Origin of the sequence: Bifidobacterium vespertilionis, from assembly GCF_008698145.1 — a bacterium.
In the GTDB taxonomy this organism is placed as follows: Bacteria; Actinomycetota; Actinomycetes; order Actinomycetales; family Bifidobacteriaceae; genus Bifidobacterium; species Bifidobacterium vespertilionis.
Map to the genome: position 1 here is coordinate 1 of NZ_RZNZ01000010.1, position 24,756 is coordinate 24,756.

21 protein-coding genes are annotated in these 24,756 nt (G+C 65.2%); 9 read left to right on the forward strand and 12 right to left on the reverse strand.

Going from position 1 to position 24,756, the window contains the following annotated elements:
* Nucleotides 1–808: 808 nt before the first annotated feature.
* Genes EMO90_RS07735 through cbiM form a run of 3 tightly spaced genes read right to left on the reverse strand, consistent with a single transcriptional unit; the run spans nucleotide 809 to nucleotide 3,534 of the window.
* The gene (locus tag EMO90_RS07735) at nucleotides 809–1,570 is read right to left on the reverse strand and encodes an energy-coupling factor ABC transporter ATP-binding protein (RefSeq protein WP_223849744.1); all 762 of its coding nucleotides are present in this window, start codon (nucleotides 1,568–1,570) and stop codon (nucleotides 809–811) included.
* 22 nt (nucleotides 1,571–1,592) lie between these two features.
* On the reverse strand, nucleotides 1,593–2,447 hold the full coding sequence (locus tag EMO90_RS07740; protein ID WP_190971998.1) for an energy-coupling factor transporter transmembrane component T: 855 nt from the start codon (nucleotides 2,445–2,447) through the stop codon (nucleotides 1,593–1,595).
* Nucleotides 2,440–3,534: a cobalt transporter CbiM gene (cbiM, locus tag EMO90_RS07745; RefSeq protein WP_223849743.1), complete on the reverse strand. Its 1,095-nt coding sequence runs from the start codon at nucleotides 3,532–3,534 to the stop codon at nucleotides 2,440–2,442. The genes EMO90_RS07740 and cbiM overlap by 8 nt, the downstream gene beginning before the upstream one ends.
* Before the next feature lie 252 nt (nucleotides 3,535–3,786).
* Between cbiM and EMO90_RS07750 the strand changes: the two genes are divergently transcribed.
* The 7 genes from EMO90_RS07750 (at nucleotide 3,787) to EMO90_RS07780 (ending at nucleotide 10,665) form a co-directional block, all read left to right on the forward strand.
* Complete coding sequence (locus EMO90_RS07750) at nucleotides 3,787–4,485, forward strand: urease accessory protein UreE (protein WP_150353998.1); 699 nt, start codon at nucleotides 3,787–3,789, stop codon at nucleotides 4,483–4,485.
* A gap of 8 nt (nucleotides 4,486–4,493) precedes the next feature.
* Nucleotides 4,494–5,465: an urease accessory protein UreF gene (locus tag EMO90_RS07755; RefSeq protein WP_150353997.1), complete on the forward strand. Its 972-nt coding sequence runs from the start codon at nucleotides 4,494–4,496 to the stop codon at nucleotides 5,463–5,465.
* 100 nt (nucleotides 5,466–5,565) lie between these two features.
* Complete coding sequence (gene ureG, locus EMO90_RS07760; protein ID WP_150353996.1) at nucleotides 5,566–6,174, forward strand: urease accessory protein UreG; 609 nt, start codon at nucleotides 5,566–5,568, stop codon at nucleotides 6,172–6,174.
* 64 nt (nucleotides 6,175–6,238) lie between these two features.
* Entirely contained in the window at nucleotides 6,239–7,228 is a 990-nt protein-coding gene (locus EMO90_RS07765; RefSeq protein ID WP_150353995.1) for an urease accessory protein UreD, read from the forward strand.
* Between the two features lie 639 nt (nucleotides 7,229–7,867).
* Nucleotides 7,868–8,419 (forward strand): FMN-binding protein, encoded by a 552-nt coding sequence (locus tag EMO90_RS07770; protein WP_150353994.1) that lies wholly within the window; start codon nucleotides 7,868–7,870, stop codon nucleotides 8,417–8,419.
* A 30-nt stretch (nucleotides 8,420–8,449) separates the two neighbouring features.
* Nucleotides 8,450–9,316: an FAD:protein FMN transferase gene (locus tag EMO90_RS07775; RefSeq protein WP_150353993.1), complete on the forward strand. Its 867-nt coding sequence runs from the start codon at nucleotides 8,450–8,452 to the stop codon at nucleotides 9,314–9,316.
* The gene (locus EMO90_RS07780) at nucleotides 9,313–10,665 is read left to right on the forward strand and encodes a ferredoxin reductase domain-containing protein (RefSeq protein WP_190971997.1); all 1,353 of its coding nucleotides are present in this window, start codon (nucleotides 9,313–9,315) and stop codon (nucleotides 10,663–10,665) included. The genes EMO90_RS07775 and EMO90_RS07780 overlap by 4 nt, the downstream gene beginning before the upstream one ends.
* A gap of 237 nt (nucleotides 10,666–10,902) precedes the next feature.
* Here EMO90_RS07780 and ureC read toward each other — a convergent pair whose 3' ends face one another.
* The 9 genes from ureC to nrdD all read right to left on the reverse strand — a co-directional run bounded on the left by ureC (nucleotide 10,903) and on the right by nrdD (nucleotide 22,626).
* A complete protein-coding gene (gene ureC, locus EMO90_RS07785) occupies nucleotides 10,903–12,627 on the reverse strand; it encodes an urease subunit alpha (protein WP_150353991.1) in 1,725 nt (574 codons plus the stop codon).
* Between the two features lie 54 nt (nucleotides 12,628–12,681).
* Complete coding sequence (gene ureA / locus EMO90_RS07790) at nucleotides 12,682–13,362, reverse strand: urease subunit gamma (protein ID WP_150353990.1); 681 nt, start codon at nucleotides 13,360–13,362, stop codon at nucleotides 12,682–12,684.
* A gap of 206 nt (nucleotides 13,363–13,568) precedes the next feature.
* Nucleotides 13,569–14,285, reverse strand: a complete 717-nt coding sequence (urtE, locus tag EMO90_RS07795; RefSeq protein ID WP_223849742.1) for an urea ABC transporter ATP-binding subunit UrtE — start codon at nucleotides 14,283–14,285, stop codon at nucleotides 13,569–13,571.
* On the reverse strand, nucleotides 14,285–15,202 hold the full coding sequence (locus tag EMO90_RS07800) for an ATP-binding cassette domain-containing protein (RefSeq protein ID WP_223849741.1): 918 nt from the start codon (nucleotides 15,200–15,202) through the stop codon (nucleotides 14,285–14,287). Before EMO90_RS07800 ends, urtE begins: the two co-directional genes overlap by 1 nt.
* Complete coding sequence (gene urtC / locus EMO90_RS07805) at nucleotides 15,199–16,386, reverse strand: urea ABC transporter permease subunit UrtC (RefSeq protein ID WP_150353989.1); 1,188 nt, start codon at nucleotides 16,384–16,386, stop codon at nucleotides 15,199–15,201. The genes EMO90_RS07800 and urtC overlap by 4 nt, the downstream gene beginning before the upstream one ends.
* A 31-nt stretch (nucleotides 16,387–16,417) precedes the next feature.
* Nucleotides 16,418–17,302 (reverse strand): urea ABC transporter permease subunit UrtB, encoded by an 885-nt coding sequence (gene urtB, locus EMO90_RS07810; RefSeq protein ID WP_150353988.1) that lies wholly within the window; start codon nucleotides 17,300–17,302, stop codon nucleotides 16,418–16,420.
* Nucleotides 17,303–17,336: 34 nt separating this feature from the next.
* Nucleotides 17,337–18,629 carry an urea ABC transporter substrate-binding protein gene (gene urtA, locus EMO90_RS07815; protein ID WP_150353987.1) on the reverse strand — a complete coding sequence of 431 codons (1,293 nt, stop codon included), beginning with the start codon at nucleotides 18,627–18,629 and terminating at the stop codon, nucleotides 17,337–17,339.
* Between the two features lie 702 nt (nucleotides 18,630–19,331).
* Nucleotides 19,332–20,030 carry an anaerobic ribonucleoside-triphosphate reductase activating protein gene (nrdG, locus tag EMO90_RS07820; protein WP_150353986.1) on the reverse strand — a complete coding sequence of 233 codons (699 nt, stop codon included), beginning with the start codon at nucleotides 20,028–20,030 and terminating at the stop codon, nucleotides 19,332–19,334.
* 196 nt (nucleotides 20,031–20,226) lie between these two features.
* Nucleotides 20,227–22,626, reverse strand: a complete 2,400-nt coding sequence (nrdD, locus tag EMO90_RS07825) for an anaerobic ribonucleoside-triphosphate reductase (protein ID WP_150353985.1) — start codon at nucleotides 22,624–22,626, stop codon at nucleotides 20,227–20,229.
* A 337-nt stretch (nucleotides 22,627–22,963) separates the two neighbouring features.
* Here nrdD and xseA point away from each other — a divergent pair, with 337 nt between their 5' ends.
* Together xseA and EMO90_RS07835 are read left to right on the forward strand one after the other, a co-directional pair.
* Nucleotides 22,964–24,235, forward strand: coding sequence for an exodeoxyribonuclease VII large subunit (gene xseA / locus EMO90_RS07830; protein ID WP_150353984.1), 1,272 nt, complete (start codon nucleotides 22,964–22,966; stop codon nucleotides 24,233–24,235).
* 75 nt (nucleotides 24,236–24,310) lie between these two features.
* A complete protein-coding gene (locus EMO90_RS07835; RefSeq protein ID WP_150354008.1) occupies nucleotides 24,311–24,601 on the forward strand; it encodes an exodeoxyribonuclease VII small subunit in 291 nt (96 codons plus the stop codon).
* The last annotated feature ends 155 nt before the right edge of the window (nucleotides 24,602–24,756 follow it).

A 24,756-nucleotide genomic window follows, 5' to 3' on the forward strand; every position in this document is an offset into this window, starting at 1 on the left:
ATGATGTCAGGCGGGAACCGGACTGGCAAACCAGAAAAATACAAGCATAAAGTAGTACAAACACACTCTTGAGTTCTCAAACCACCACACCACGACACGCCAACACCACCAAACAAAACTGAAGGGGAATCGGCCGCGCCGGGCGGCAACAGATGAAACAATACACCACCCAAGCCCAACACGCAAAACGGCATGCGAAAACCGGGCGCGAAACATTGGAACCACAACGATCCCACGGCGTGTCGCAACAGGCCAGCCCGAACCCAAACCCGGCCCGCCCGCGGGCGACACCCGCGTCCTGACACCAACGCTACACCACACAACCCCGGCCACACCCGACCCCGGGACAACCGTCAGACACACGACACCCAAAATTCACCCAAACAAACGGATCCGGCACCAACACCACCGGCGCAACGGGCTGGCGCGGTAAACCAATGCACAAGATCTAAGGATCCTTCGACTCCGCTCCGCTTCGCTCAGGATGACAGCGGGGGACTCCGCTGCGATGTCCGGCTGCGCCGGACCGCCGCCGCCCTGACGGCGGCCCGACCGCAAACTGGGCAAATGCAAACCGGGCAAATGCGGACACCGGATTCGCAAACCGGGCAGATCCGGCCGACTCCAAGGACTCGGCGTGACCCGGCGTGCGACCGGGAGCGCGACGCCCGCCCAGAACAACCGGGAGGAACCACGCCCCAGGATGACCGGGAGCAGCCGGCCGCACGCCGCGTCACGGCGCGTGCCCAAATGGACGAAAAGCCCCCGCAACGGCCCCCGCATTCTCTATTTGTGAGGGCCCATTCCATCAGCCCACCCGCACCACGCGGGCGTCGAGGCGCTCGACGATGTCCGGATGGTGGGTGGACAGGAGGACGGTTTTGCCGGCGGCGACCAGATCGGCGAGCACGCGGACCAGAAGGTCGGTGTTGCGCTCGTCGAGGCCGTCGGTAGGCTCGTCGAGGACCAGCAGATCGGGGTTCATGGACAAGCATGCGGCGATCGCCACGCGCTTCCGTTCGCCGCCGGACAAGCGGTAGGGGGCGCGATCGATCATGCCGTCCAAACCGAGCAGGCCGGCCAGATCGGCCACGCGGCGATCGACCTCGGCTTCGGGCAACCCCATCTGCAGCGGGCCGAAGGCGATCTCCTCACCCACCGACGGACAGAAGAGCTGGACGTCGGCGTTCTGGAAGACGAAGCCGACGCGCTGGTGCAGGGCCTTGGCGAAGCGGCTGTCCCGCGCCTGGACGATCCCACGCTCCACCGGGGTGCCGCCAAGCCGGTAGACGCCGGCATCGGGGAAGGCGAGCGCGTTGATGATGCGCATGATCGTGGTCTTGCCGCTGCCGTTGGGACCGAGCAGGGCCACGCATTCGCCGCGCCGGATGGTCATGGAGAAATCATGCAGGACGGGGTGCGCCTCCCCATCGGGCTGTCTGTAGGCGAAGTCGATATGGCTGAGCTCCACCATCGGATCGCCCGCGAACCAATCGTTCGCCGAAGCCGCGCGCGACCGGTCCGCCGAACCGCCGCGCGCGCCGCTGTTCCGCCGATTGAACACCATCATCCGTCACTCCCCTTGAATACATCTATCCCACATATACGGCGAGCGCGATCACACCCGCCACGGCCAGCGCATACAGGCCGTTCTGCCACGTGGCCAGCGGGGACTCGCGCACATGATACGTGCCGTCGAACCCGCGGCAGACCATCGCCTCGGCCATCAAGAGCGCCTGCTCGTTGGCCCGGATGAACAGCACGCCCATCAGGCGGCCAGCGGAGGTGAGCTTCGTCGTGTCCCGGCCCACGCTGCGCAGTTTCAGGGCCTCCAGCAGGCTTACCATCGAGCGGCCGAGCACCTCCACGAACTGGATGGTCACATCGCAGATGTAGATCAGCGCGTCCGGGCATCCCGCACCCCGCAACCCGGCGATCAGGCGGTTCCATGGAATGGTGCGGGCCAGCGAGACCACCAGGGAAACCGAAATGAACGCACGGACCGTGAGGCGCACGGGCGCGCTGGTCTGCCCCACGAACACGGCCGGCAGGGCGACCACCAGACTCAGCAGGCACACGGCCAATGTGGGCGCGAGGATCGCCTTGAGCAGACGGGCCGGGCGGGCGGCGAGCATCACGAGCACCAGCGCCAACATCATGTAGGAGAACAGCATGTTGCGCGTGGCGTTCACGCACACGATCAGCGCGATCACGCCAAGAAGCCTCACGCCCGGGGATACCGGGTGCAACAGTCGGTCGACGGGACTGGATGCGAGCGGGACCGGCGCGGGATCGCCGATCTGGGCGAGCGCGCCGCCGATGTGGCCCAGATTGTGTTCAATGAACGAGGACCGATCGTCCAGCGGCTCATACGATTCCCGCGCGGCCAACCACTGAGGCAAGCCGCGCGGGACGGACGTGGTTCCCGGAGCCGGGCGATCAGCCACGGGCGATGGCCGTATGGCGATCGTGCACGGCGAGCGCCAGCAGGCGGAAGACGATGGTGAGCACGGCGATGCCGATCACCGCGGACAGGATGTAGCCCACCACGTCCGGCAGACCGGCCAGCGAGTAGTCGGGCAGCAAAGCGTTCCATGTGAAACCATCGGCGATGTACTGCGGCACGTAGTCAAGGCCGGTGGCGGACATGAAGTCCTCGGCACCCCATTCGCCCCATGCGTCGCCGGTGGCCAGCAGACCGATCGGGGACAGCAGGGCGACCACACCGAGGGCGATCCATGCGGAGCGGCGCAGGCCGGCGTGCGCGGCGGAACCGGCGGAACTCGCGGACGTCTCGGATACACGGGCAAAGGGTTCAATGACATCCGGCGCGGTGCGGCGCACGAATTCCACGACCACCACGGTGATCAGGCCCTCGACCACACTGGCCACCGCAAGATGCGGGATGAGCATGGCCGGAATGGTCACCGCGAACGTGAAGGGGAAGTACAGGGCCTGACCGCTATCCGTGTGGAACAGCAACGGCTGGACGCCCAGTTCGAGCGCCACGCACAGAGCCGCCAGCATGATGCCCACGTAACCGGATACGAATTCGGCCACACGCTCCTTCCATCCGGACGGCAACAGGCGGCGCAGCAGCCGGTAAAGTCCGTAGGCGGTGAAGGGCAGCACGAACGCCATGTTGAAGCAGTTGGCACCGAGCGTGATGAGCCCGCCGTCACCGAAGAGCAGGGCCTGCAGCAGCAGGGCGACGGACACGGCTACGGCCGCATACTGGGGACCGAGCAGGATGGCGATCAGCGCGCCGCCCACGCCATGCGCGGTGGTGCCGCCGGGGGTGGGCACGTTGAACATCATGATGAGGAACGAGAACGCGGCGCCGGCGCCCAGATAGGACATCTTGGCCGGCGTGGCTTCGCGGATCACCGATCGCAGGCACAGCGCCCACACCGGAATCATGATGACCCAGAACACCCCGCCGGTGGATGGGGAGATGAAATTGTCCGGAATATGCATGGCCAGCGTCACGGCGTTCGGATCGTCGAGCATAGCCGCCCCTTTCTCGTCTGGCACCGGCCTCCTGCGCGATGCTGGGAACGTAATACCACAGTTGTGATTCGGGCGGTGACATAGCATTCGAAAAACGTTGGCGCGCAAGGGGACACGCCGCTGCGTGCGTCACTGGCACATGCGGAAAAACGGCGTTTTCGGCGTATTTTCCGGCATATTTTTTTCATTTTTCGACGATTCGTTACAAACCACGCGACGCGGGTGAATACACTGGCGAATCGCAACACAGATCGCAAGCCTTTCAAAGGAGCGCGGATGATCGCCACAACAATCACCGGCAACATCATCAGCCATCCGATCAGCGACGGCAAGCTCAACGTGCCCATCGCCTTCGAGTGGTTCGAAACGGACAAGAAGCGCATGTCGAAGGTGGCCGAGGACGGCACCGAATTCGGCATCATGGTGGGCCGGACCATCAAGGACGGCGATGTGCTGGCCGAGACCGACGACAAGCGGTACTTCGCCCGCATCAAGTCGGCGCAGCTCATCGAGATCCCCGTGAGCACCATGAAGGAGATGGGCCGCCTGTGCTTCGAGTTGGGCAACCGCCATCTGAGCCTGAAGGTGGAGAACGACCGCGTGCTGGTCCCCTACGACCACCCCACCATGGAATACACCAGGAAGATCGGCTACAACCCGCACATCATCGAGGGTGGCTTCGACGGCTTCCTGATCGTCAAGGCGCATGCGGGATCCGGCACGATCGTGCCCGGCACCAACAAGACCACCGGCGATCTGGCCGAGGAGGAGCAGGAGGCCGAGGCGGACGCGGCGTTCCGGGCGGAGCACGGAGATCACGCGCACGAGGACGGCCACGGGCATGAGGGGGATGCACATCACGAGCATCACCACGACCACCATCATGAGCCCGGCGAATACGAGCTCAACGGCGTGCTGCACCGCACGGACGGCTCGCACAGCCACGACGGCGGCAAGACCTGGCACACCCACTGAGGCCCGCGATGGTACGCAACAGCGACGCCGACGCGCTCAACATGGCCGAATCCCGGCGGCTCGCCATGCTGCAGGTGTGCGACAGCGTCTTCCCGGTGGGCGCCTTCGCGCTGTCCAACGGCATGGAGACCTTCGTGCAGCGGGATTTCCTGCGGCGCGGGGCTGACTTCGAGCAGTACATGAAGAACTACCTCGACGTGGCCCCGTACAAGGAGATCGGGCAGATGGTGCTGGCCGGCAAATACGGCACGGATGCGCGGCTGTCCCAACGCGGGCTTGCCTCGCGTCTTATTGAACTGGACGAGCTGGCGAGCGCGCTGCAGTCGGCACGGGAGATCCGCGAGGGCAGCGAGCGCATGTGCGTGCGTCTGGTGAAGCTGGTGCGGCAGATGGATGCCGGGCAGGTGGAGGCCGATCGGCACCGAGGGGCATATGCGCCGGGCAGGGCCGGGAAATCCACGGGATCGGATGGCTCCGCAGCCACGGGCGACTCCAGCACTGCGGACGGCTCCAACACTGTGAACGATCGGGCTGCGGACAATCGTGCCGCGCGTGAGGACGAGGTGATCGCCGTGCACAAGACGGGCACCGAACGCCATCGGCTGCACGGGTCGGCGGACAACGTGCAGAGCTCCCCCGCGCTGGACCTGTACGCGTCGCTGATGGAATCCGGCCGGTGCCGCGGCTTGCATTCGATCGCGATGGGCCTGTATGCGGCCGATCATGCCACGTCCATCCGCGATGCGGCGGTGATGTACGGCTATTCGCTCTTGAGCGCGCTGACCATGTGCGCGGCGAAGGCGATCCCGCTGAGCCAGAACGCCGGCCAGATCGCCCTGCACGATTCGTTCCCCCGGCTCGTGCGCGCGGTGGATGTGGCGATGACGTTGAAGCCCGAGGATCTGGGCATCTCCGGGGCGTATCTGGATATCGCCGCCATGCAGCATGAGACCCTGTACTCCAGACTGTACATGAGCTGACCGGTCGACGAGCGACGAGCGACGAGCGACGGATCAATGAATCAACCATCAACGAATATCCAACAGTAATCGAATCATCAATCATCAAAGGAGCATCATTATGAGCTATGTACGCATTGGCGTCGCAGGTCCCGTGGGATCCGGCAAGACCGCGCTGATCGAGCGCCTGACCCGCAAGATGGCGGACGAATACAGCATCTGCGTGGTCACCAACGACATCTACACCAAGGAGGACGCCGAGTTCCTGATCGAGCACTCCCGCCTGTCCCCCGACCGCATCGTGGGCGTGGAGACCGGCGGCTGCCCGCACACCGCCATCCGCGAGGACTGCTCGATGAATCTGGAGGCGTGCGAGGCGATGGCCAAGGCGCATCCGGACGTGCAGATCATGTTCGTGGAGTCGGGCGGCGACAACCTGTCCGCCACATTCAGCCCGGACCTCGCCGACGCCACGATCTACGTGATCGCCACCGACGAGGGCGACAAGATCCCGCGCAAGGGCGGCCCGGGCGTGACCCGCTCCGACCTGCTGGTGATCAACAAGGCCGATCTGGCGCCGCTCGTGCACGCCGATCTGGACGTGATGGCACGCGACTCCGAGCGCATGCGCAACGGCCGCCCGTACATCTTCACCGACCTCATGGGCGGCGCGGGCGTGGACGACGTGATCGCCTGGATCAAGAAGAACGTGCTGTTCGAAGGCATGTGACGGGCGAAGGTGGGACATACGGACGACATCTGCGGCGAACACGAGCCGCGTACACTTGCGTCCTATGACCGCCAGCACCTTCCGTCTCGCCACCGCGTTCCGCCACGGCCGCACCAAAATCGACGACGTCTACTTCGAGGCGCCGTTCAAGCTCATGACGCCCTTCGCCAACGGACGGCACTCCGATTTCATCGTGATGCTCGCCTCGCCGGGATTCCTGAAGGGCGATGAGGCGCACATCGCGATCGATTTCGGGCCGGGCACGGATTCGACGATCCGCACGCAGAGCTACGAAAAGGTGTTCGACACGGCCGACGGCAGCGCCTCGCGCACGATCGATCTGACCGCGCGGGGCGACGCGACGGCCGTGTTCATGCCGTTCCCGGTGATCCCGTTCCGCAACAGCTCGTTCATGAACGTCACGACCGCGCGCATCAGCGCCGAATCCACATTCGTCTACGCGGATGTGGTGACCTGCGGCCGTGTGGGTATGGGCGAGCGATGGGCCATGAAGCGGTTCGCGAACCGGCTGCGCGTGTTCGTGGACCCGCCGGTTGCGGGCTCGGCGGATGCGGCTGGTTCAACGGCGGATACTGCGGCCGGCGAGGCTGCCGCGGACTCTGCGGCGACTGCCAAGGCCACCGGCCGGACGTCCAGACGCGGCCGGCCTCCCAAGGCTTCCGCGGCTTCCGCGGCTTCCGGAACCGGACTTTCCGGGGCGCGTGACGCCGGCCCGCGCATGGCGTTCGCGGACCGGCTGCTGCTCGAGCCCGACGCCTTCGACTACACCGAGATGGGCATGTGGCGCGAGTTCACGCACTGCGGCGTGCTGTACGCGCATCTGCCCGAACCGTCCGGCGAGGCCCAGAGGATCGCCGCCGAGGACGCGCTGGTGGATCGGATCCGATCGCACGCCGACGCCGTGGGATTCACCGGTGAACTGGGCGTGAGCCGTGCGATCGACGGCGTGTGCGTGCGTCTGCTCGCCCGCCGCGGCGACGATGCCGTCGACTTCATCCGCGACATCGCCGACATCGTGACCGGGCGGGCGTGACGGCGGGAGGGATAAGTCACTCCGCACTGCGTCCGGAATTGCATCCGGTTTGAGAATTGGATGCGAATTGAGACATAGCAGGATGACCCTGCGTCTCATTTCGCATCCATTTCTTAATTCGGATGCGAATTGAGACACGACAGGGCGGTTCCGTGTCTCGTTTCGTATCCAGTTCCCGAATTGGATGCAATTTCGGACACAACAGGGCGGGAATATGTCCGATTCCGCACCCATCGCGCACCCATCGCGCATCCATCGCGCTCCCCGCTATCCCGAATGCGAGTCTTTTCGTCATACTGAGCGAGCGGGACCGGTTTCCGCCATCCTGAGCGAAGCGCGGAGTCGAAGGGCCTTGGACTCATACGCAAGATTAAGGATCCTTCGACTACGCCCTGACGGTGTCCGGCTGCACCGGACCGTCGCCGCCTTGGCGGCGGCTCCCCTCGCCTACGGACAGCCCACAGGGCTGTCCGCTTAACGGCTCAGTGCTCAGGATGACGAAGGAATCCCATTCTACCCCTCAAAATGAGATATACCTCACAGAGAGGTTGATTCTCAGCCGGTTTCCAGTTTTCCTCCATCAAATGCCCAAAATCGATTTTTAGCCTCGCAATCGTAAGCAAACGTCAGGGGGAACACATGAACGCAACCACCACCAAGACGCTCATAGCCGTCATAGCCGGCCTTGCCGTGATCGGCGACGCCTTCCTGCTGTTCGTCAAGCCGCAGCTGAGCGGCGCGAACGGCGCTTCGGCCGGCACGCAATCCGGAGCATCGGGCGCGATCGGCGGATCATCGTCCGGCACGGCAGCGTCCGGTCCCACCTCATCGTCCGGCGCATCCGCTGATTCGTCCGGCGCATCTACCGATTCGTCCGCGAGCTCCGCCGGCTCGACCACCATGCAGGACGGCACGTACACCAGCGTCGCCACGCCCAACGAGTATGGCGAGGTGCAGCTGCAGGTCACAGTCGCGGGCGGCAGGATCACCGACATCGCGGCCATCGCCTATCCGAACCACACCAGCCGCTCGCAGGGCATCAGCGCGCAGGCCATCCCGCAGCTCATCGACCGGGCGATCAGCGCGCAGAGTTCCGGCATCCAGTACGTCTCCGGCGCGACCGAAACCTCCACGGCGTTCGCGAATTCGCTGCAGGACGCCATCAACCAGTCGCTCAACGCGGCCAAGTAGCGGCAGCGAACATCGGAAAGGCAAGCCGCCATGCCGATCATCCGGGCCCGCGTCGTCAACGCGATGACCATCCCATTCACCATTCAGCTGGTCGCCTCACCCGGCACCGCACCCGGGCGCCTCGACGCGCTGGTCAGCCAAACCGCTCCGCGCATCAAGTCGTGGCTCGATCATGTGGAGGCCGTCTTCTCGCCGTTCCGCGCGGATTCGGCGGTCGGCCGTGCTCGCGCGGGCGATTGGCGAGCACTGCTGGACAACCCCGACTTCGCCGAGGTGCATATGCTCGTCAAGCAGGCCGAACAGCTCACCGATGGGCATTTCAGCGCCACGCACGCCGGCGTGTACGATCCGACCGGCCTGGTCAAGGGCTGGGCCATCGAACGCGCGCACGAACGGTTCCTCATGCCGCTGATGCGTTCCGGCGACGTCGCGGCAGCCGCTTTGGGCGGCGGCGGTGACATCCGGACCGCGGTCGCGCACGATGCCGACTTCGTCTGGCATATCGGCGTGGACAACCCGTTCGCCACCGGACAGGACGATCCGGTCGCCACCGGACAGGACGATCCGCCGCTGGCCCCACCGGCCGGCACGCCATCCATCCTGCGCACAATCACCCTGCGCAACGGCGCCGTGGCCACCTCCGGCACATCCAAACGCGGCGAGCACATCACGCGCACCGCGCACGATCTGGCCCAGGCCACCGTGATCGACGACCGTCTGGTTTTCGCGGACATATGGGCCACCGCGGCCATCGCCGCCGGCGAGCGCATGTTCCGCGATCTGATCGCCCATCACGGCGACGGCCGGATCATGGCCGTACTCGTGCGCGCCGACCGCACGGTGGCCGAAATCGCACCCTCCGCTCTTCACGTTCAAGATCAAGGAGCCCAATCATGAAACGTCTCAATACCACCATCACACTGGCATGGGCCGTCGTGCTGTTCGTCGTGCCGCTGCCGATGCTCGCCACGCTCGCCTACGGACTGCCGTCGATCTACTCCGGTCAGTTGTTCGGCATCGAGATCGGCGTCATCGCCTATACGTGGATGCTCGCCGCCGTGTATCTGGCGTGCCGGCCGCGCTGGGTGGACCGGACCGTGGGCCTGCCGCACATGTACATGATCCACGGCATCCTCGCGATCCTGGCCATTGCAGCCGCCTTCGTCCATCAGTCGCTACTGCCGGGCGCGGGCGCGCTGATCGGCCTGACCGGACATATGGGACTCTACCTGTTCATGGGCGTGGCGGTGTGGTCGCTGGTGTTTCTGGCCGGGTGGCTCACAAGCCGCGTGGCGTGGCTGGCCAAGCTGAAGCGCGCGCTGGAACGCCTGTTCCGCCACGAGATGAGCGTGTGGCTGCACCGGCTCAATCTGGTGGCGATCGCGCTGATCGTCCTGCACGTGCATGTGATCGACTACATCGCGGCGATCAAACCGTTCATCCTCCTGTTCGACGCACTCACGATCGCCGTGTTCGCCTACTACGTGTGGAGCATGGTGAGCCGCCGCGCCTACGCGCTCAAGGGCCAGGTCGCCTCCGCGCGTCCGATCGCCGACCGCGTGACCGAGCTGGCGATCACGCTCGACGGCGATGCGGGCCGGCGCGCCACCTGGCGTCCGGGCGACTTCGCATTCATTGCGTTCCCGACTGTGCGGGGCATGCACGAATACCATCCGTTCTCGCTGACCAACGCGCGCATGCAGGCGGAAGGCTCCGGCAACCCGCCAAGCGGCCCGGCGACGATGATGTTCGCGATCCGCGCCGACGGCGACTTCACGACGAAGCTGGCCGGCCTCGAACCAGGCGTTCCGGCGCGCGTGATCCCGCCATACGGACGGTATGCGCAGTTCATCGAGGAACGCGATCGTCACGATGCGAAGGCGGCGGGTTCGGGGGCGAAGGCCCCGCTGGTGCTGATCGGCGGCGGCATCGGCATCACCCCGCTGCTCGGCGTGCTCACGTCGTACGCCGGCAGCGGACGGCCCGTCGACTTCCTGTACACGGCCCGCAGCGAGCGCGATTTCATCTACCGCCCGGAGCTGGAGCGGTTCGGCGCCGATCATCCGAATGTGCGCGTGCGGCTCATGGCCCAGCGGCCGGACGACGCGGCGATCGCGCCGATGGTCCGCCCGGGCGCGGCCTATCTGGTGGCCGGCCCGCAGGCGATGATGACCGCCGTGCGACGGATCCTCATGGCCCATGGCGTGCCCGCCGACGCGATCTACCACGAGCCGTTCGCGATGTGATTCAGGCCTACGCAGGCGTGCGCCATCCTGAGCGGAGTGCAATGGAGTCGCTCGTCCCGTCATCCTGAGCGGAGCGGGAGTCGTCTTTCCCGTCATCCTGAGCGGAGCGTAGCGGAGTCGAAGGATCCTTAACCTCAACGCACCAATGACTGATGCGAAATGACAAAGGATCCTTCGACTTCGCTCAGGATGACCGGGGGCTGTCCGCTTAACGGCTCAGCGCTCAGGATGGCAAAGTCAGAACAGGAAGTACCTCTGGGTCAGCGGCAGCTCGTCCACGGGCTCGGAGTGCACCGGCTCCCCGTCCACGCTCACCCGGAAGGTCTCCGGGTCGACGCGAATGTCCGCCAGGGTGCTGTTGAACTTCAGGTCCTTCTTGCCCACCGTGCGGCAGCCGGAGACCGGCAGCACGATGCGGCTCAGGCCCAGCTTGCCCTTGATGTCGTCGTCGTACGCGGCCTTCGAGACGAAGGTGGCGCAGGAGTTGGACAGGGCCTTGCCGAGCGCGCCGAACATGTCGCGGTAGTAGACCGGCTCGGGGGTGGGGATGGAGGCGTTCGCATCGCCCATGCGCGAATAGGCGATCGTGCCGCCCTTGATGACCATCTCCGGCTTGGCGCCGAACATCGCCGGCTGCCAGAGCACCAGATCGGCCATCTTGCCCACCTCCACGGATCCCACATACTGCGCGATGCCGTGCGTCAGGGCCGGGTTGATCGTGTACTTGGACACGTAGCGCTTGACGCGGAAGTTGTCGTTGCGGTTGCCGTCGTGCTCGTCCTCGGACAGTGGCCCGCGCTGCTTCTTCATCTTGTCCGCGGTCTGCCAGGTGCGCGTGACCACCTCGCCCACGCGGCCCATGGCCTGCGAGTCGGAGCTCATCATGGAGATGAGACCCATGTCGTGCAGCACATCCTCGGCGCCGATCGTCTCGGGACGGATGCGCGAATCGGCGAAGGAGATGTCCTCGGGCACATTGCGGTCCAGATGATGGCAGACCATCATCATGTCCAGATGCTCGTCGATCGTGTTGCGCGTGAACGGCATGGTGGGGTTCGTGGAGCTCGGCAGCACGTTCGGGAATCCGGCCACGCGAATGATGTCCGGGGCATGGCCGCCGCCGGCGCCTTCGGTGTGGTAGGTGTGGATCGTGCGGCCCTTGAACGCGGCGATCGTGTCCTCCACGCAGCCGCCCTCGTTGAGCGTGTCCGTGTGGATGGCCACCTGCACGTCCATTTCGTCGGCCACCGTCAGGGCGGTGTCGATCACGGCCGGGGTGGCGCCCCAATCCTCGTGGATCTTCAAGCCCGCGGCGCCGGCGCGGATCTGCTCGCGCAGCGGCTCGGGACTGGAGTCGTTGCCCTTGCCTAGGTACGCGATATTGACCGGCAGCGCCTCGGCCGCCTCGATCATGCGCGCGATGTGGAAGGCGCCCGGGTTGCAGGTGGTGGCGTTCGTGCCGTCGGCCGGACCGGTTCCGCCGCCGACCATGGTGGTCACGCCGCCCGCGAGCGCGGTGCGGATCTGCTGCGGGGAGATGAAGTGGATGTGCGTGTCCAGGCCGCCGGCGGTGACGATCAGGCCCTCGCCCGCGATCGCCTCGGTTCCGGCGCCCACCTCCAGTCCGGGCGTGACGCCGTTCATGGTCTGCGGGTTGCCGGCCTTGCCGATCGCGCTGATTTTGCCGTCCTTGATGCCGATGTCCGCCTTGTAGATGCCTGTCCAGTCCACGATCAGCGCATTGGTGATGACCGTGTCCGGCGACTCCACATCCAGCTGCGTTGACGACTGGCCCATGCCGTCGCGGAAGGATTTGCCGCCGCCGAACTTCAGTTCGTCGCCGTAGTGGGTGTAGTCCTTCTCGACTTCGATGATGAGATTCGTGTCCCCCAGGCGCACCCGGTCGCCGGTGGTAGGGCCGAACATGCCCGCGTAGTCGCTGCGTGTGATGGTGGTGCTCATTGTGTGTTCCTCGCCTTCGTCGATGCCCGCTCGAATGTCCGATCAGATGCCCGTTCAGATGCCCAGAAAGCCCTGCTCGTGCGCCTTGGCGAACGCGGCCTCGCGCACTTGGGGATCGTCCAGCCTGCCGTCCACGAGCGCGCTGAAGCCGTGGATCTCGCGCGTGCCGCCGATGTCGATCAACCGCACACGATGGGCCTCGCCCGGCTCGAAGCGCACGGCCGTGCCCGCGGCGATGTCCAGACGCTTGCCATAGGCGGCCTTGCGATCGAACTTCAGGTACTTGTTGACCTCGAAGAAGTGGAAGTGGGAGCCGATCTGGATGGGGCGGTCGGCGGTGTTGACCACGTCGAGCTCCACGTCGTCGGTCCCCTCGTTGAGGGTGAGGTCGCCGTCGGCGAAGAAGTACTCGCCGGGCTTGAGCTTCTCGGTCGTCTCGATGGGGTTGTGGATGGAGACGAGCTTGGTGCCGTCTGGGAAGGTGGCTTCGACCTCCACCACCTCGATCATTTCGGCCACGCCGTCCATCACATCCTCGGGCTTGAGCAGCGTGCGACCGTACTGCATGAGTTCGGCCACCGTGGCCCCCTCGCGCGCCCGCTCCACGCATTCGGAGCTGATCAGCGCCACCGCCTCCGGATAATTGAGCTTGATGCCACGGGCCTTGCGCTCCTTGGCGAGATTGCCCGCCAGATGCAGCAGCAGCTTGTCCGTCTCCCTCGGTGTCAGTCTCATAACGCCTCCGCAGTCTCGACATTCCTTGGAATCACGGTCATCCTACGCTCGCCGTGCAACCAATAGATTTCGTGCGGACGTCCCCACAGCAAAAACACAGCAGCAGAAACACAGCGCGGAACGATTGGTACGTTTTCGCCTTCCAAATCGGTCCGAAAACGTACCAAACGTTCCGCGCTGCACCGCCGCATGGCCGGATCACACGATCACACGTGCAGGGCGGCCTTGGCTTCGGCCACCGCGTCCGGCCCGCCCTCGCCGGCGCCGATGAACCGGCCGGCGGCGAGCACGTAGTAGCGGTCGGCCCGCTCCACGGCGAACTGCACCTTCTGCTCCACCAGGATCACGCCAATCCCGCGGTCCTCAGCCATGGACCGGATGGAGCGCTGGATCTCGGCCACGATGTTCGGCTGGATGCCCTCGGTGGGCTCATCGAGGATCATGAGCTTGGGCCGGGTGATCAGGGCGCGGGCGATCGACAGCTGCTGCCGCTGGCCGCCGGAGAGCAGGCCGGCACGGCGGGAGGCGAACTCCTTCAACACCGGGAACGTCTCCACGGCCTCGTCGTAGCGGGCCTGGGCCTCGGAGCCGTACTGGTCGGCCACCACGTGCAGGTTCTCCTCCACGGTCATCTGACCGAACGACTGCTGGCCCTGCGGCACGAAGGCCATGCCCAGCCGGATGCGCTTGTTCGGCGCGGCCTTGGTGATGTCCTTGCCCTCGAAGGCGATGGAGCCGGACGTGACGGGGATGAGTCCCAGAATGGACTTGAGCAGCGTGGTCTTGCCGGCGCCGTTGTTGCCCACGATGCTCACCCACTCGCCGGGGCGCACGGAGAAGTCGATGTCGTGGACCACCGAAACCTTGCCGTACCCGCAGGTCAGGCCCTTGACGTCCAACATGGTCGAAACGGTATCCGCCATCACTGATCACCTCCGCCGAGGTAGATGCGCACTACCTCCTCGTTGTTCTGAATCTCCTCCACCGAGCCTTCGGCCAGGATCTGGCCCTGGTTGAGCACGGTGACCGAGTCGGCGAACTGCCGCATGAACTCCATGTCGTGCTCCACGATGATCACCGTGCGGTTGCGGCTCACGCGCCGCAGCAGCTCGCCGGTGGCCTGGCGCTCGGCCGGGGTCATGCCGGCCACGGGCTCGTCGAGCAGGAGCAGATGGGCGTCCTGGGCGAGCAGCATGCCGATCTCCAGCCACTGCTTCTTGCCGTGCGGCAGGATGCCGGCCGGCTTGTCCGCGTCCTCGGTGAGGTTGCAGATGTCCATCAGATCGAGCAGGTTCTGCGAAACCGTGTCCGGCCGCTTGAAGAACTCGCGGGTCTTCTTGCGGAAGCCCTCCGCGATCTGCAGGTTCCTCACCACGGACAGCTCCTCGACCACGGATGCGGTCTGGAAGGTGCGGCCCACGCCGAGTTTGACGATGTCGTTCGGCTTCCTGCCCAGCAGCTGCTCGCCGCCGAACATCGCCGATCCGGTGGCCGGAACGAGTCCGGTGATCGCGTCGATGATCGTGGTCTTGCCGGCGCCGTTCGGGCCGATCAGGAAGCGCAGATCGCCGTGCATCACGGTCAGATCGATGTCCTTGACGGCCACGAATCCGTCGAACTCCACATGCAGGCCGCGGATCTCCAGATAATCGTTCCACGCGCCGCCCTTCTCGCCCAGCGCGGCGATCTGCTCGTCGAGCTTGCGGCGCTCCTCGGCGAGTTCGTCCTTCATGCGCGCGTAGTCGTCACGCATCTGCTTGGCCTCGTCGCGCATCTGGCGCATTTCGGCGCGCAGACGCTCCAGTTCGGGATCGGTCGTCATCTTGTTCTCCTCGCTCATGCGTTCACCGCCTTCGCCACAGCGGAACCGGCCACAGTGGAGCCAGCCACAGCGGGGCCAGCCGCAGTGGAACCGGATGCGGCGCCCGCGGCGGCCTTGGCCGCTTCCCCGGCCCCGGCACCGTTCAGCCCCAGCTTGTCCTGGATCCACGGCCACAGGCCCTTGAACTGGCCCAGACCCATCGGCACGAAGGCGATCACCAGAATGAAGATCGCGCCTTCGATGTAGGTCCACGCGGCCGGGTAGGCCTCGGACAGCTGCGTTTCGGCGAATCGGATGATCAGCGTGCCGATCACCGGGCCGAGCAGCGTGGTGCGTCCGCCGATCACCACGCCGGCGAGCATCATGATCGACGGGGTCACGTCGATGTCCGACGGGGAGATGATGCCCACCACGGGCACGAACATCGCGCCGCCCACGCCGGCGAACATGGCGGCCAGCGAGAAGGCGAACACCTTGATGGAGGCCGGGTTGTAGCCAAGGAACTTCATGCGGTTCTCCTGGTCGCGCACGCCGATGATCAGCTCGCCCATGAAGGACTGGCGGATCCAGTAGGTGATGAGCACCATCGCGAGCACGCAGAACGCGCAGATGTAGTAGATCATCTCCTTGTTCTTCGGGTCCGTGAGGTCGTAGCCGAAGAAGCCGGAGAAGTCGTTGAGGCCGTTGGTGCCGCCGGTGGTCTTGGACTGGCCGATGAGCAGCACGGCGAACGCGGCCACGAGGGCCTGGGAGAGGATGGCGAAGTACGCGCCCCTCACACCGCGGCCGAAAACCATCCAGCCCAGAACCGCGGCCACCAAACCGGGCACCGCGGCCACGCCGATGATCGTGATGACCGGGTCGCGGAACAGCTGCCAGAAACCGGGCAGCTCGGTGATGCCGTACTGGGCCATGAAATCGGGCACCTGACCGGGACGGAGCTCCTCGATCTTCAGGTGGATGGCCATCACATAGGCGCCCAAGCCGAAGAACAGGCCCTGTCCCAGGGTGAGCATGCCGCCCTGACCCCATGCCAGTCCGATGCCCACGGCCACCATCGCGTAGCACAGGTACTTGGACAGCAGGCCCAGGCTGTAGCCGCTCATGACGGCCGGCGCGAGGAAGATCAGCACGATCGCGATGGCGGTGCCGATCCACGCGCGGTACTTGGAGAAGAACGTCTTGTTGAAGGTGATGTTCATAACGGGTTCCTTCCTTGACTGCCGCACACGCTCACGCGAGGTTCCTGGAGCGGACCGCGACCAGGCCCTGCGGACGGAACTGCAGGAAGATCACGACGATCAGGAAGATCGACATTACGGCGATGGACGACGAGGTGGGCAGCTCGATCGCGGACTGGGCGAGGCCGAGCACGAAGGAGGCGATGACCGCGCCCTTGAGCTGGCCCACGCCGCCGGCGACGACCACGAGGAACGCCTCGACGATGAATGAGGTGCCGAAGTTGTAGCTGATGGAATTGAGCAGGCTCAGGGCCACGCCGGCGATGCCCGCGATGCCGGAGCCGATGAAGAAGGTCACGTGGTCCACGGCCTTGGTGGAGATGCCGGAGACCTCGGCGAGGTCGCGGTTCTCGGAGGTGGCGCGGATCTGGCGGCCCAGCGGCGTGAGCTTGAGGACCGCGTAGAGCACGGCCACGCACACGATCGACAGCAGGAAGATGAACAGTCGCGAGGCCGGGAAGCTGTAGCCGAACAGGGTGACCGGCTGGGTCAGGCCCTCGGGCGCCTTGGCGTAGACGCCGGTGGAGCCGAAGATGTCTCGCGCGAGCTGCTGGAGGACCAGCGAGACGCCGAACGTGACCAGCAGGGTGTCCAGCGGGCGCGTGCGCATGCGTTCGAGCAGCAGCACGTCCAGCAGCAGGCCCAGCAGGCCCGCGACCAGGAAGCCGACCACCAGGGCGACGGCGAGCGCGACGGTTTTGGAGCCGATGATGGAGCTCATCACGTAGGCGGTGTAGGCGCCAGCCATCATGAATTCGCCGTGCGCGTTGTTGATCACGCCCATCTGGCCGAAGGTGAGCGACAGTCCGAGCGCCGCGAGCAGCAGGATCGAGCCGTTCGAAAGGCCCGCGACGATCTGCGGTAATAGCATGTTCATTTTGGATTCTCTCCCATTCGATGGTTGCCGGGCGTTACTGGGCGGACGAGGACTGCAGGCTGGACGCCCAGTCGTAGGTCTTGAGGTACGGATCGGGGTCGATCGGCCCGTCGGACTTCCACACGGTGTGGATCAGCGAGTCGGAGCCGATCTCGCCGATGTATGAGGTCTTGGCGATGTGGTGATTCTCGCCGTCCACGGTGACCGTGCCCTCGGGGGCGTCGAACGTGATGCCGTCGGCGGCCTTCTTGACATCGTCCACGGCGAAGCTCTTGGCCTTCTCCACCATGGCCTTCCACAGGTAGACCGACGTGTACGCGGATTCCATCGGGTCGGAGGTGGGGCGGTTGGCGCCGTACTTGGCCTTGAAGTCCTTGACGAACGTCTGGTTCTCGGCGCTGTCCAGCGTCTGGTAGTAGTTCCAGGCGGTCAGCTGGCCGAGCACGTTGTCCAGGCCGATCGAGGCGACCTCCTCCTCGGCGATGGACATGGAGATGACCGGCAGGGTCTTGGCCTCGAGTCCGGAGGCCTTGTACTCCTTGAAGAACGCCACGTTGGAGTCGCCGTTCAAGGTGTTGACGACCGCATCCGCGCCGGAGGCCTTGAGCTTGTTGACGATGGTGTTGAAGTCGGTGGAGCCCATGGGCGTGTACTCCTCGCCCACCACCTCCATGCCGTTGCCGGCCGCGTACGCCTTGACGATGCGGTTGGCGGTCTGCGGGAAGACGTAGTCGGAGCCGACCAGGAAGAGCTTCTTGTGCCCCTGCTCCTTGAGGTAGTCGAGCGCGGGCACGATCTGCTGGTTCGGTGCGGCGCCGGAGTAGAAGATGTTCGGGCTGGCCTCCATGCCCTCGTACTGCAGCGGGTAGAACAGCAGGGCGTTGTCCGCCTCGAACACCGGCTTCATGGCCTTGCGGGAGGCGGAGGTCCAGCCGCCGAACACCGCGGCCACGCAGTTCTTCTCGATCAGGGTCTTGGCCTTCTCCGCGAAGACGGCCGGTTCGGACTTGCCGTCCTGCTGGACCACCTCGAGTTGCTTGCCCAGCACGCCGCCCTTCGCGTTGATCTCGTCGACGGCCATGTGCAGGGAGTCGGACACGGTCTTCTCGGAGATGGCCATCGTGCCGCTCAGGGAGTTCACGAAACCGATCTTGATGCTGGAGCCGGAGGTGTCCACGCAGCTGACCGCGCTGCCGCCCGATCCGGCGGCGTCCATGGCTTCCTTCTCGGCGACGGTGCGTCCCCAGCCGCAGCCCGCCGTGGTGGCGATGACCGCGGCCGTGGCGGCCAGTGCCGCGCCGAGCCTTCTGATTGACGAAAAGGCCATACGTGCTTCCTCTCTCGTATGACTGCCTCGTGACAGGTCGAATTTGGAACAGCACCTACTGTCGCAACTTCATCGTTACAACGTGTTGCCGGTTCGTTTCCTACGTATCTCGTTCATGTCGAACAGGTAAACGAGGGAAGCGTCGGGCGGCGGCCGCGTCCGACCGTTCCAACCTGCACCACGATTTGCCGCAGATTGGAAAGAATCCGCAAGTTGGAAGCCCCATTGAGGCCGCTGCATGCAGATTTGTTCCAATCCGCGATTTCGAGGGCGCAGGTTGGAACGAATGCATTGTCCGGGACTTGCTCGAGGCCTATCCTGGGTGAATCCAAGGCACGTTCGAGGTGAATCCGATGTACATTCGCGGCGCATGCGAGGTACGTTCGCGGCTCTTCGATGTCCGTTCGCGGTACGTTCTGTAACACAGTTACAAAAGATGCCGATTGGCCGCCGCTGGAGGTACGTTCTGTAACTTTTTTACGGAACGTACCTTCTGGGGCCCCTTACCGGTCCGTTTTGTAACGGATTTACAGAACGGACCATATGGGAGGGTCTTCCATGCATGTTCTGTAACAGGTTTACAAAAGGTGCCGATTAGCCGCCGCAGGATGCATGTTTTGTAATGTTGTTACAGTTCGGACGGCACATTCGGACGATAGGGGCGGACGATAGGGGCAGAACGGCAACCTGCCGGGCGACCGATCAGGACGCCTGCCGCGACTCCCCGGCCACACGGTCCTTCAGGTAGATCTCCGGCACGTCGCGCTCCTGATCGTGCAGCTTGGACCAGACCACCGGCCGGCCGGCGGCCAGCGACGCGGGCACGTCGAGGATGCGCTGATTGTTCGATCCGCGGAACTGCAGCAGCGAATCGTGGCGGTCCTTCAGATACCGCCCGTCCACCAGAATGTCGATGAGCCCCAGCAACTCGCGCTTGTCCGGGGTCTCCCCCGCGCGCATGAGCTCCTCCCACGTATATCCGGTCCAGCACCAGATGTCCTTGGAATCGCCGAATTCGGCCCGGATGCGCCGGGCGAGCGGGATCAGCACCGGGGTGTTGAGCAGCGGCTCGCCGCCCAGGAACGTAATGCCCTGCACCCACGGCTGGGCGAGATCCGCGATGATCCTCGTCTCCAGTTCGGGGGTGTATTCATGCCCGGCGCGGAAGTCCCAGATGGAGGCGTTGAAGCAGCCGTCGCAATGGAACGGGCAGCCGGAGACGTACAGCGAGCATCGGATGCCCTCGCCGTCGGTGACGACGAACGGCTTGTAGTCGGCGATCATATGCTTGGACAGCACGCGGCCATCCCACTGGCCGGCCTTCGGATCGTTCGCGAGCCCGCCCGATGGCACGCCCGGCCCGCGGTCCGTCTCATCGGCCGCAAAATCCCGTCCGGCCATGATCGTCCTCCCTCCTGTACTGCCCCTGTACTGTCCGTTCCAATTCGCGCTCCAATCCGCGCTCCGGCGAACCGTGCCGCCCGAAAGGATCGGAACGCAGATCGGGACACATGTTCCGCGACGCGCTCAGCCCTGTTTGGCCAAGTCCGCCGTCACGGAGCATATGTCCCGATCGTGTGGAGCGCCTATTGGTGCGTCACTTCGTGTCTTCGAACCACTCGCGTGTCTCGCCGTTGGCCAGCGTCACGCGGCCGGTCTCGCCGGACATGTGCTTGACGCGGTGGGCGATCTCCTCGTGGCGGCCGTGGACCATCGGGCGCTGCACCGGGTTGCCCAGATAGCCGCAGGTGCGCTTGGTCACGTTGCACTTGTCCGGATCGGAGTTGCCGCACTCGGGGCACTTGAAGCCCTCCTCGGTGGGCTCGAAGTCGCCCTGGAAACCGCACACGAAGCAGTGGTCGATGGGCGTGTTCGTGCCGAGGTAGCCGATGCCGATGTGGTACGCGTAGTCCCACACGGCCTCGAGGGCCTTCGGGTTGTCCTGCAGGCAGGGGTACTCGCAGTAGTTGATGAAGCCGCCGGAGGCGTAGTACGGGAAGTCCTTCTCGTAGTTCAGCTTCTCCATGGGGGTGGGCTGCAGCCACACCGGGTAGTGGAAGGAGTTGGTGTAGAAGTCGTGGTCGGTCACGCCTTCGATCACACCGAACTTCTCGCGGTCCATGCGGTTGAAGCGGTCCGTGAGGGACTCGGCCGGCGTGGAGTACACGGAGTAGTGGTAGCCCTCCGCCTTGCTCCACTGCTTGCACAGCTCGCTCATGCGCTTGACGATCGACAGCGCGAACTCCTTGCCCTCCGGATCCCAGCCGTGGTCGCGAATCCAGTTCTTGCCGTAGAAGACGGCCGTCGCCTCCGCCAGGCCGATGTAGCCCAGGGACACGGTGGCGCGCTCGTTGCGGAACAGCTTGTCGACGCTGTCGTTCGCGCCGAGACGTCCGAAGGCGCCATAGCGGAACAGGGTGGGCGCGTTGACCGGCGTGGCCTGCTTGCAGCGCATGATGCGGAACTGCAGGGCCTGGTGGGCCACCTCCATGCGCTCGTTGAACAGCTTCCAGAAGCGGTCCTTGTCCCCGTGGGACTCGATCGCGATGCGCGGCACGTTCACGGAGACGACGCCCAGGTTCATGCGGCCGTCCTCCTCGTCCTTGCCGGTCTCGGGGTTGATCCAGCCCTGCAGGAAGGAGCGGCAGCCCATGGGGGCCTTGAAGGAGCCGGTGATCTTCACGATGTTCTCGTAGAACACCACGTCCGGGTACATGCGCTTGGTGGCGCACTCCAGGGCCAGCTGCTTGAGGTCGTAGTTCGGATCGCCCGGATCGGCGTTCACGCCGTGCTTCAAGGTGAAGACGAGCTTCGGGAAGATGGCGGTGTGGTGCTCCTTGCCCAGACCGCGGATGCGGTTGAGCAGGATCGCGCGCTGGATCTCGCGGGCGAACCAATCGGTGCCCAGGCCGAAGCCCACGGTCACGAACGGGGTCTGGCCATTGGAGACGCGGTTGGAGTTGATCTGGTACTCCATGGTCTGCATGGCGTCGTAGATCGACTTGCGCGTGCGGATCTTGGCGAGGATCTCACGCTCCTGCTCCAGCTCGTCCACATCCGTATGGAACGGGGTGTCCATGGGCAGCGGCTCGCGGGAGCCGAAGTGCAGCTTGGAAGGCTCGTTCTTCTTGGCGTTCTCCACCTGGCGGCGGGCGAACTCCACCGGCATGCCGTCGGGGATGGTCTCGCGGGCCTCCTCGAGGAACTTCTCGTAGTCCTTCCTCGCGTAGGTGGCCAGATGCTCGTCCGCGCGGTTGGCGGTCTGGCCGCCGTACTGGCTGGAGGCCACGTCCTTCATGATCTGGGTGATCTGCGTGGCGGCGATGGCGATGGACTTCGGGGAGGCCATGGGCGCGTTGCCCAGCGTGAAGCCGTTGGCCAGCATGTCCCAGAAGTTGGGCAGCGAGCAGTTGGACTGCGCGGTGAACGGGGAGTAGTCCGCGTCGTGGAAGTGGATGTCGCCCTTCATGTGCGCGTTGGAGACGGCAGGGGGCAGCATGTTGAACGCGGCGGCCTTGGACACGGCGCCGGCCAGCAGATCGCGCTGGGTGGCGTAGACGTTGGCGTCCTTGTTGGCGTTCTCGTGGATGAGGGTGGGGTCCTGGTTGATGAACCGGGCCACGGCCTCGTTGACGTCGGTCGCCTTGGCGCGCTGGATGTCCTTGTCCAGACGGTAGTTGGTGTAGGCGCGGGCCACGTCGTACAGGTGGGCGTCGATGAGGGCATGCTCGACGAGGTTCTGGATGTCCTCGATCTTTGCCGGGCCGGCGTAGCGCTCCTTGATCTCGCCTTCCACCTGGTTGGCGAAGCCGCGGATCATGGCCTCCTCCTCCGGGCCGACGCGCTTGTCGAGATCGCCGAAGGCCGCCTTGACGGCGTTGATGATGTTGACCGGGTCGAAGTCGACCACGCGGCCATCACGCTTCTCGACGAGCACCGTGGCGGCGTTGGACGTGCCGGCCGTGGGCTGCGTGCGCTCAAGCATGTTGGTCTCCATGACGCTCCTCTCATAAAATCGCGCCCCTCGTGGAGGCGCGCAAATTACATCTGTGTCGTTTTGTTCTACGAACGACGATACGCCATCCTAACCCCATATTTAGTGACCCGCCACACACTCGAACACTAGGATTAGTGATTTCGGCGTCATTCCGCCAATAAGAGGCGGCGATCGGGCCCTGCTCCGGCGTGTTGCGCGCGGATCCGTCCGGCGCCCGCCGCGGGCCCCTCGCGACCGCCCGCGGACCCGATCCGCAAGCCCATTCCGCAAGCCCGTTCCGCGGCCCGTTCGCGGGCGGGAAACGGGCCGGGGTTTGTCTGGCCGATGACCCAAAGTAATGACCATGATCGACATGCCGAACCCCGCCCCCCAGCCAGCCCAGGAACTGCCGCGCCTGGCGCGCGACACGACGGTCGACCGGCCGTGGCCGGTGGCCGTGCTTTCGCAGAAGTTCCACGACGCCGTGGACCGCTGGCCCACCGTGTGGGTGACCGGCCAGATCACGCAGATCAACGCCCGTCGCGCCGGCTCCGTATATCTGACCCTGCGCGACGACTTCGAGGATGTGGCCATGGAGGTCAACGGCTTCGGCCAGTTCGCCGCCGCGGCCTCCGTGTTCGTGCAGGGCGATCGCGTGACCATCCATGGCCGGCCCAACCTGTGGATGAAGCGCACCTCCCTGAGTCTGAGGGGCGATGCAATCGTGCGCGTGGGCGCCGGCGGCAGCCTCAAGGCCCAGATCGACCAGCTCAGAAAGACGCTCAAGGGCGAGGGCCTGTTCGATGCGGAGAACAAGGTGCCGTTGCCCGAGTTCCCGCATTGCATCGGCCTGATCTGCGCCCCGCAGGCGCGCGCGGAGGGCGATGTGATCACCAACGTGCGGCTGCGCTGGCCCGTGGTCGATTTCAAGGTGGTCCACGTGCACGTGCAGGGCGAGCAGTGCCCGGGCGATGTGATCGCCGCGCTGAGGCAGCTCGACGCCGATCCGGACGTGGACGTGATCATCGTGGCGCGCGGCGGCGGCAGCTTCGAGGACCTGATCGGCTTCTCCGACGAGGGCGTGGTCCGCACGGCCGCGGCCTGCACCACGCCGATCATCACCGCCGTGGGTCATGAGGACGATTGGACGCTGATCGACCTGGTGGCCGATCTGCGCGCCTCCACGCCCACCGACGCCGCCAAGAAGGTGGTGCCGGACGTGCATGAGCAGATGCAGCTCATCGAGGGCGCGCGCCGGCAGATGACCCTGCGGCTGGAGGGGCGCATCGCCGGCGAGGTGAGGCTTGTGGAGGGATACGCGAACCGTCCGAGCCTCACGCAGCCGCTCACCATGCTCGAGCCCTACCAGCGGTTCGTGGACGATGCCCGCCAGCGCATGGACATCGGGCTGCGCCGCATGGTGGACTACGAGACCATGAACGTGGAGAAGCTGCGCGCCTCGCTGACCGCCCTGAGCCCCCAGTCCACGCTCGATCGCGGCTACGCCGTGGTGCAGGACGCCGATGGCCATGTGCTCACCGACGCAGCCAACACGCGCGCCGGCGGCGACATCACCGTCACCCTCAAGCATGGCCGGCTCACCGCCAGCGTGACCGGCACCGAAGAATAAGCCCGAACACACGAGAACTCGACCACACAAGGAGATATGGACATGGCAGAGGAAACCACGAATGCAACCGCTTCGATGACCGCGGCGGCACAGCCGACACCCGCGTCGAGCCTGACGGACAAGGAGCGCGAGGCGATCGCAAGGATGCCGTACGAGCAGGCCCGCGACGAGCTGATCAAGGCCGTGCAGGCGCTGGAGACCGGCGGACTTGATCTGGACCAGTCCATGCGCCAGTGGGAGCTCGGCGAGGCGCTGGCCAAGCGCGCGCAGGGACTGCTGGACGAGGTGCGCGCCAAGCTCGACGCCGCCCAGGCCGAGCAGCGCGCCAACGAGGCGACCGCGGGTACGCAAGATAACTTGTCCTGAGCAAGCGCCGCAGAGTCTCCCCGCTGTCATCCTGAGCGAAGCGGAGCGTAGCCCCTTCGTCATCCTGAGCGGAGCCCGGAGGGCGGAGTCGAAGGATCCTTAACCTCCTGCACTATGACTTTGTGCGAAATGACGAAGGATCCTTCGACTCCGCC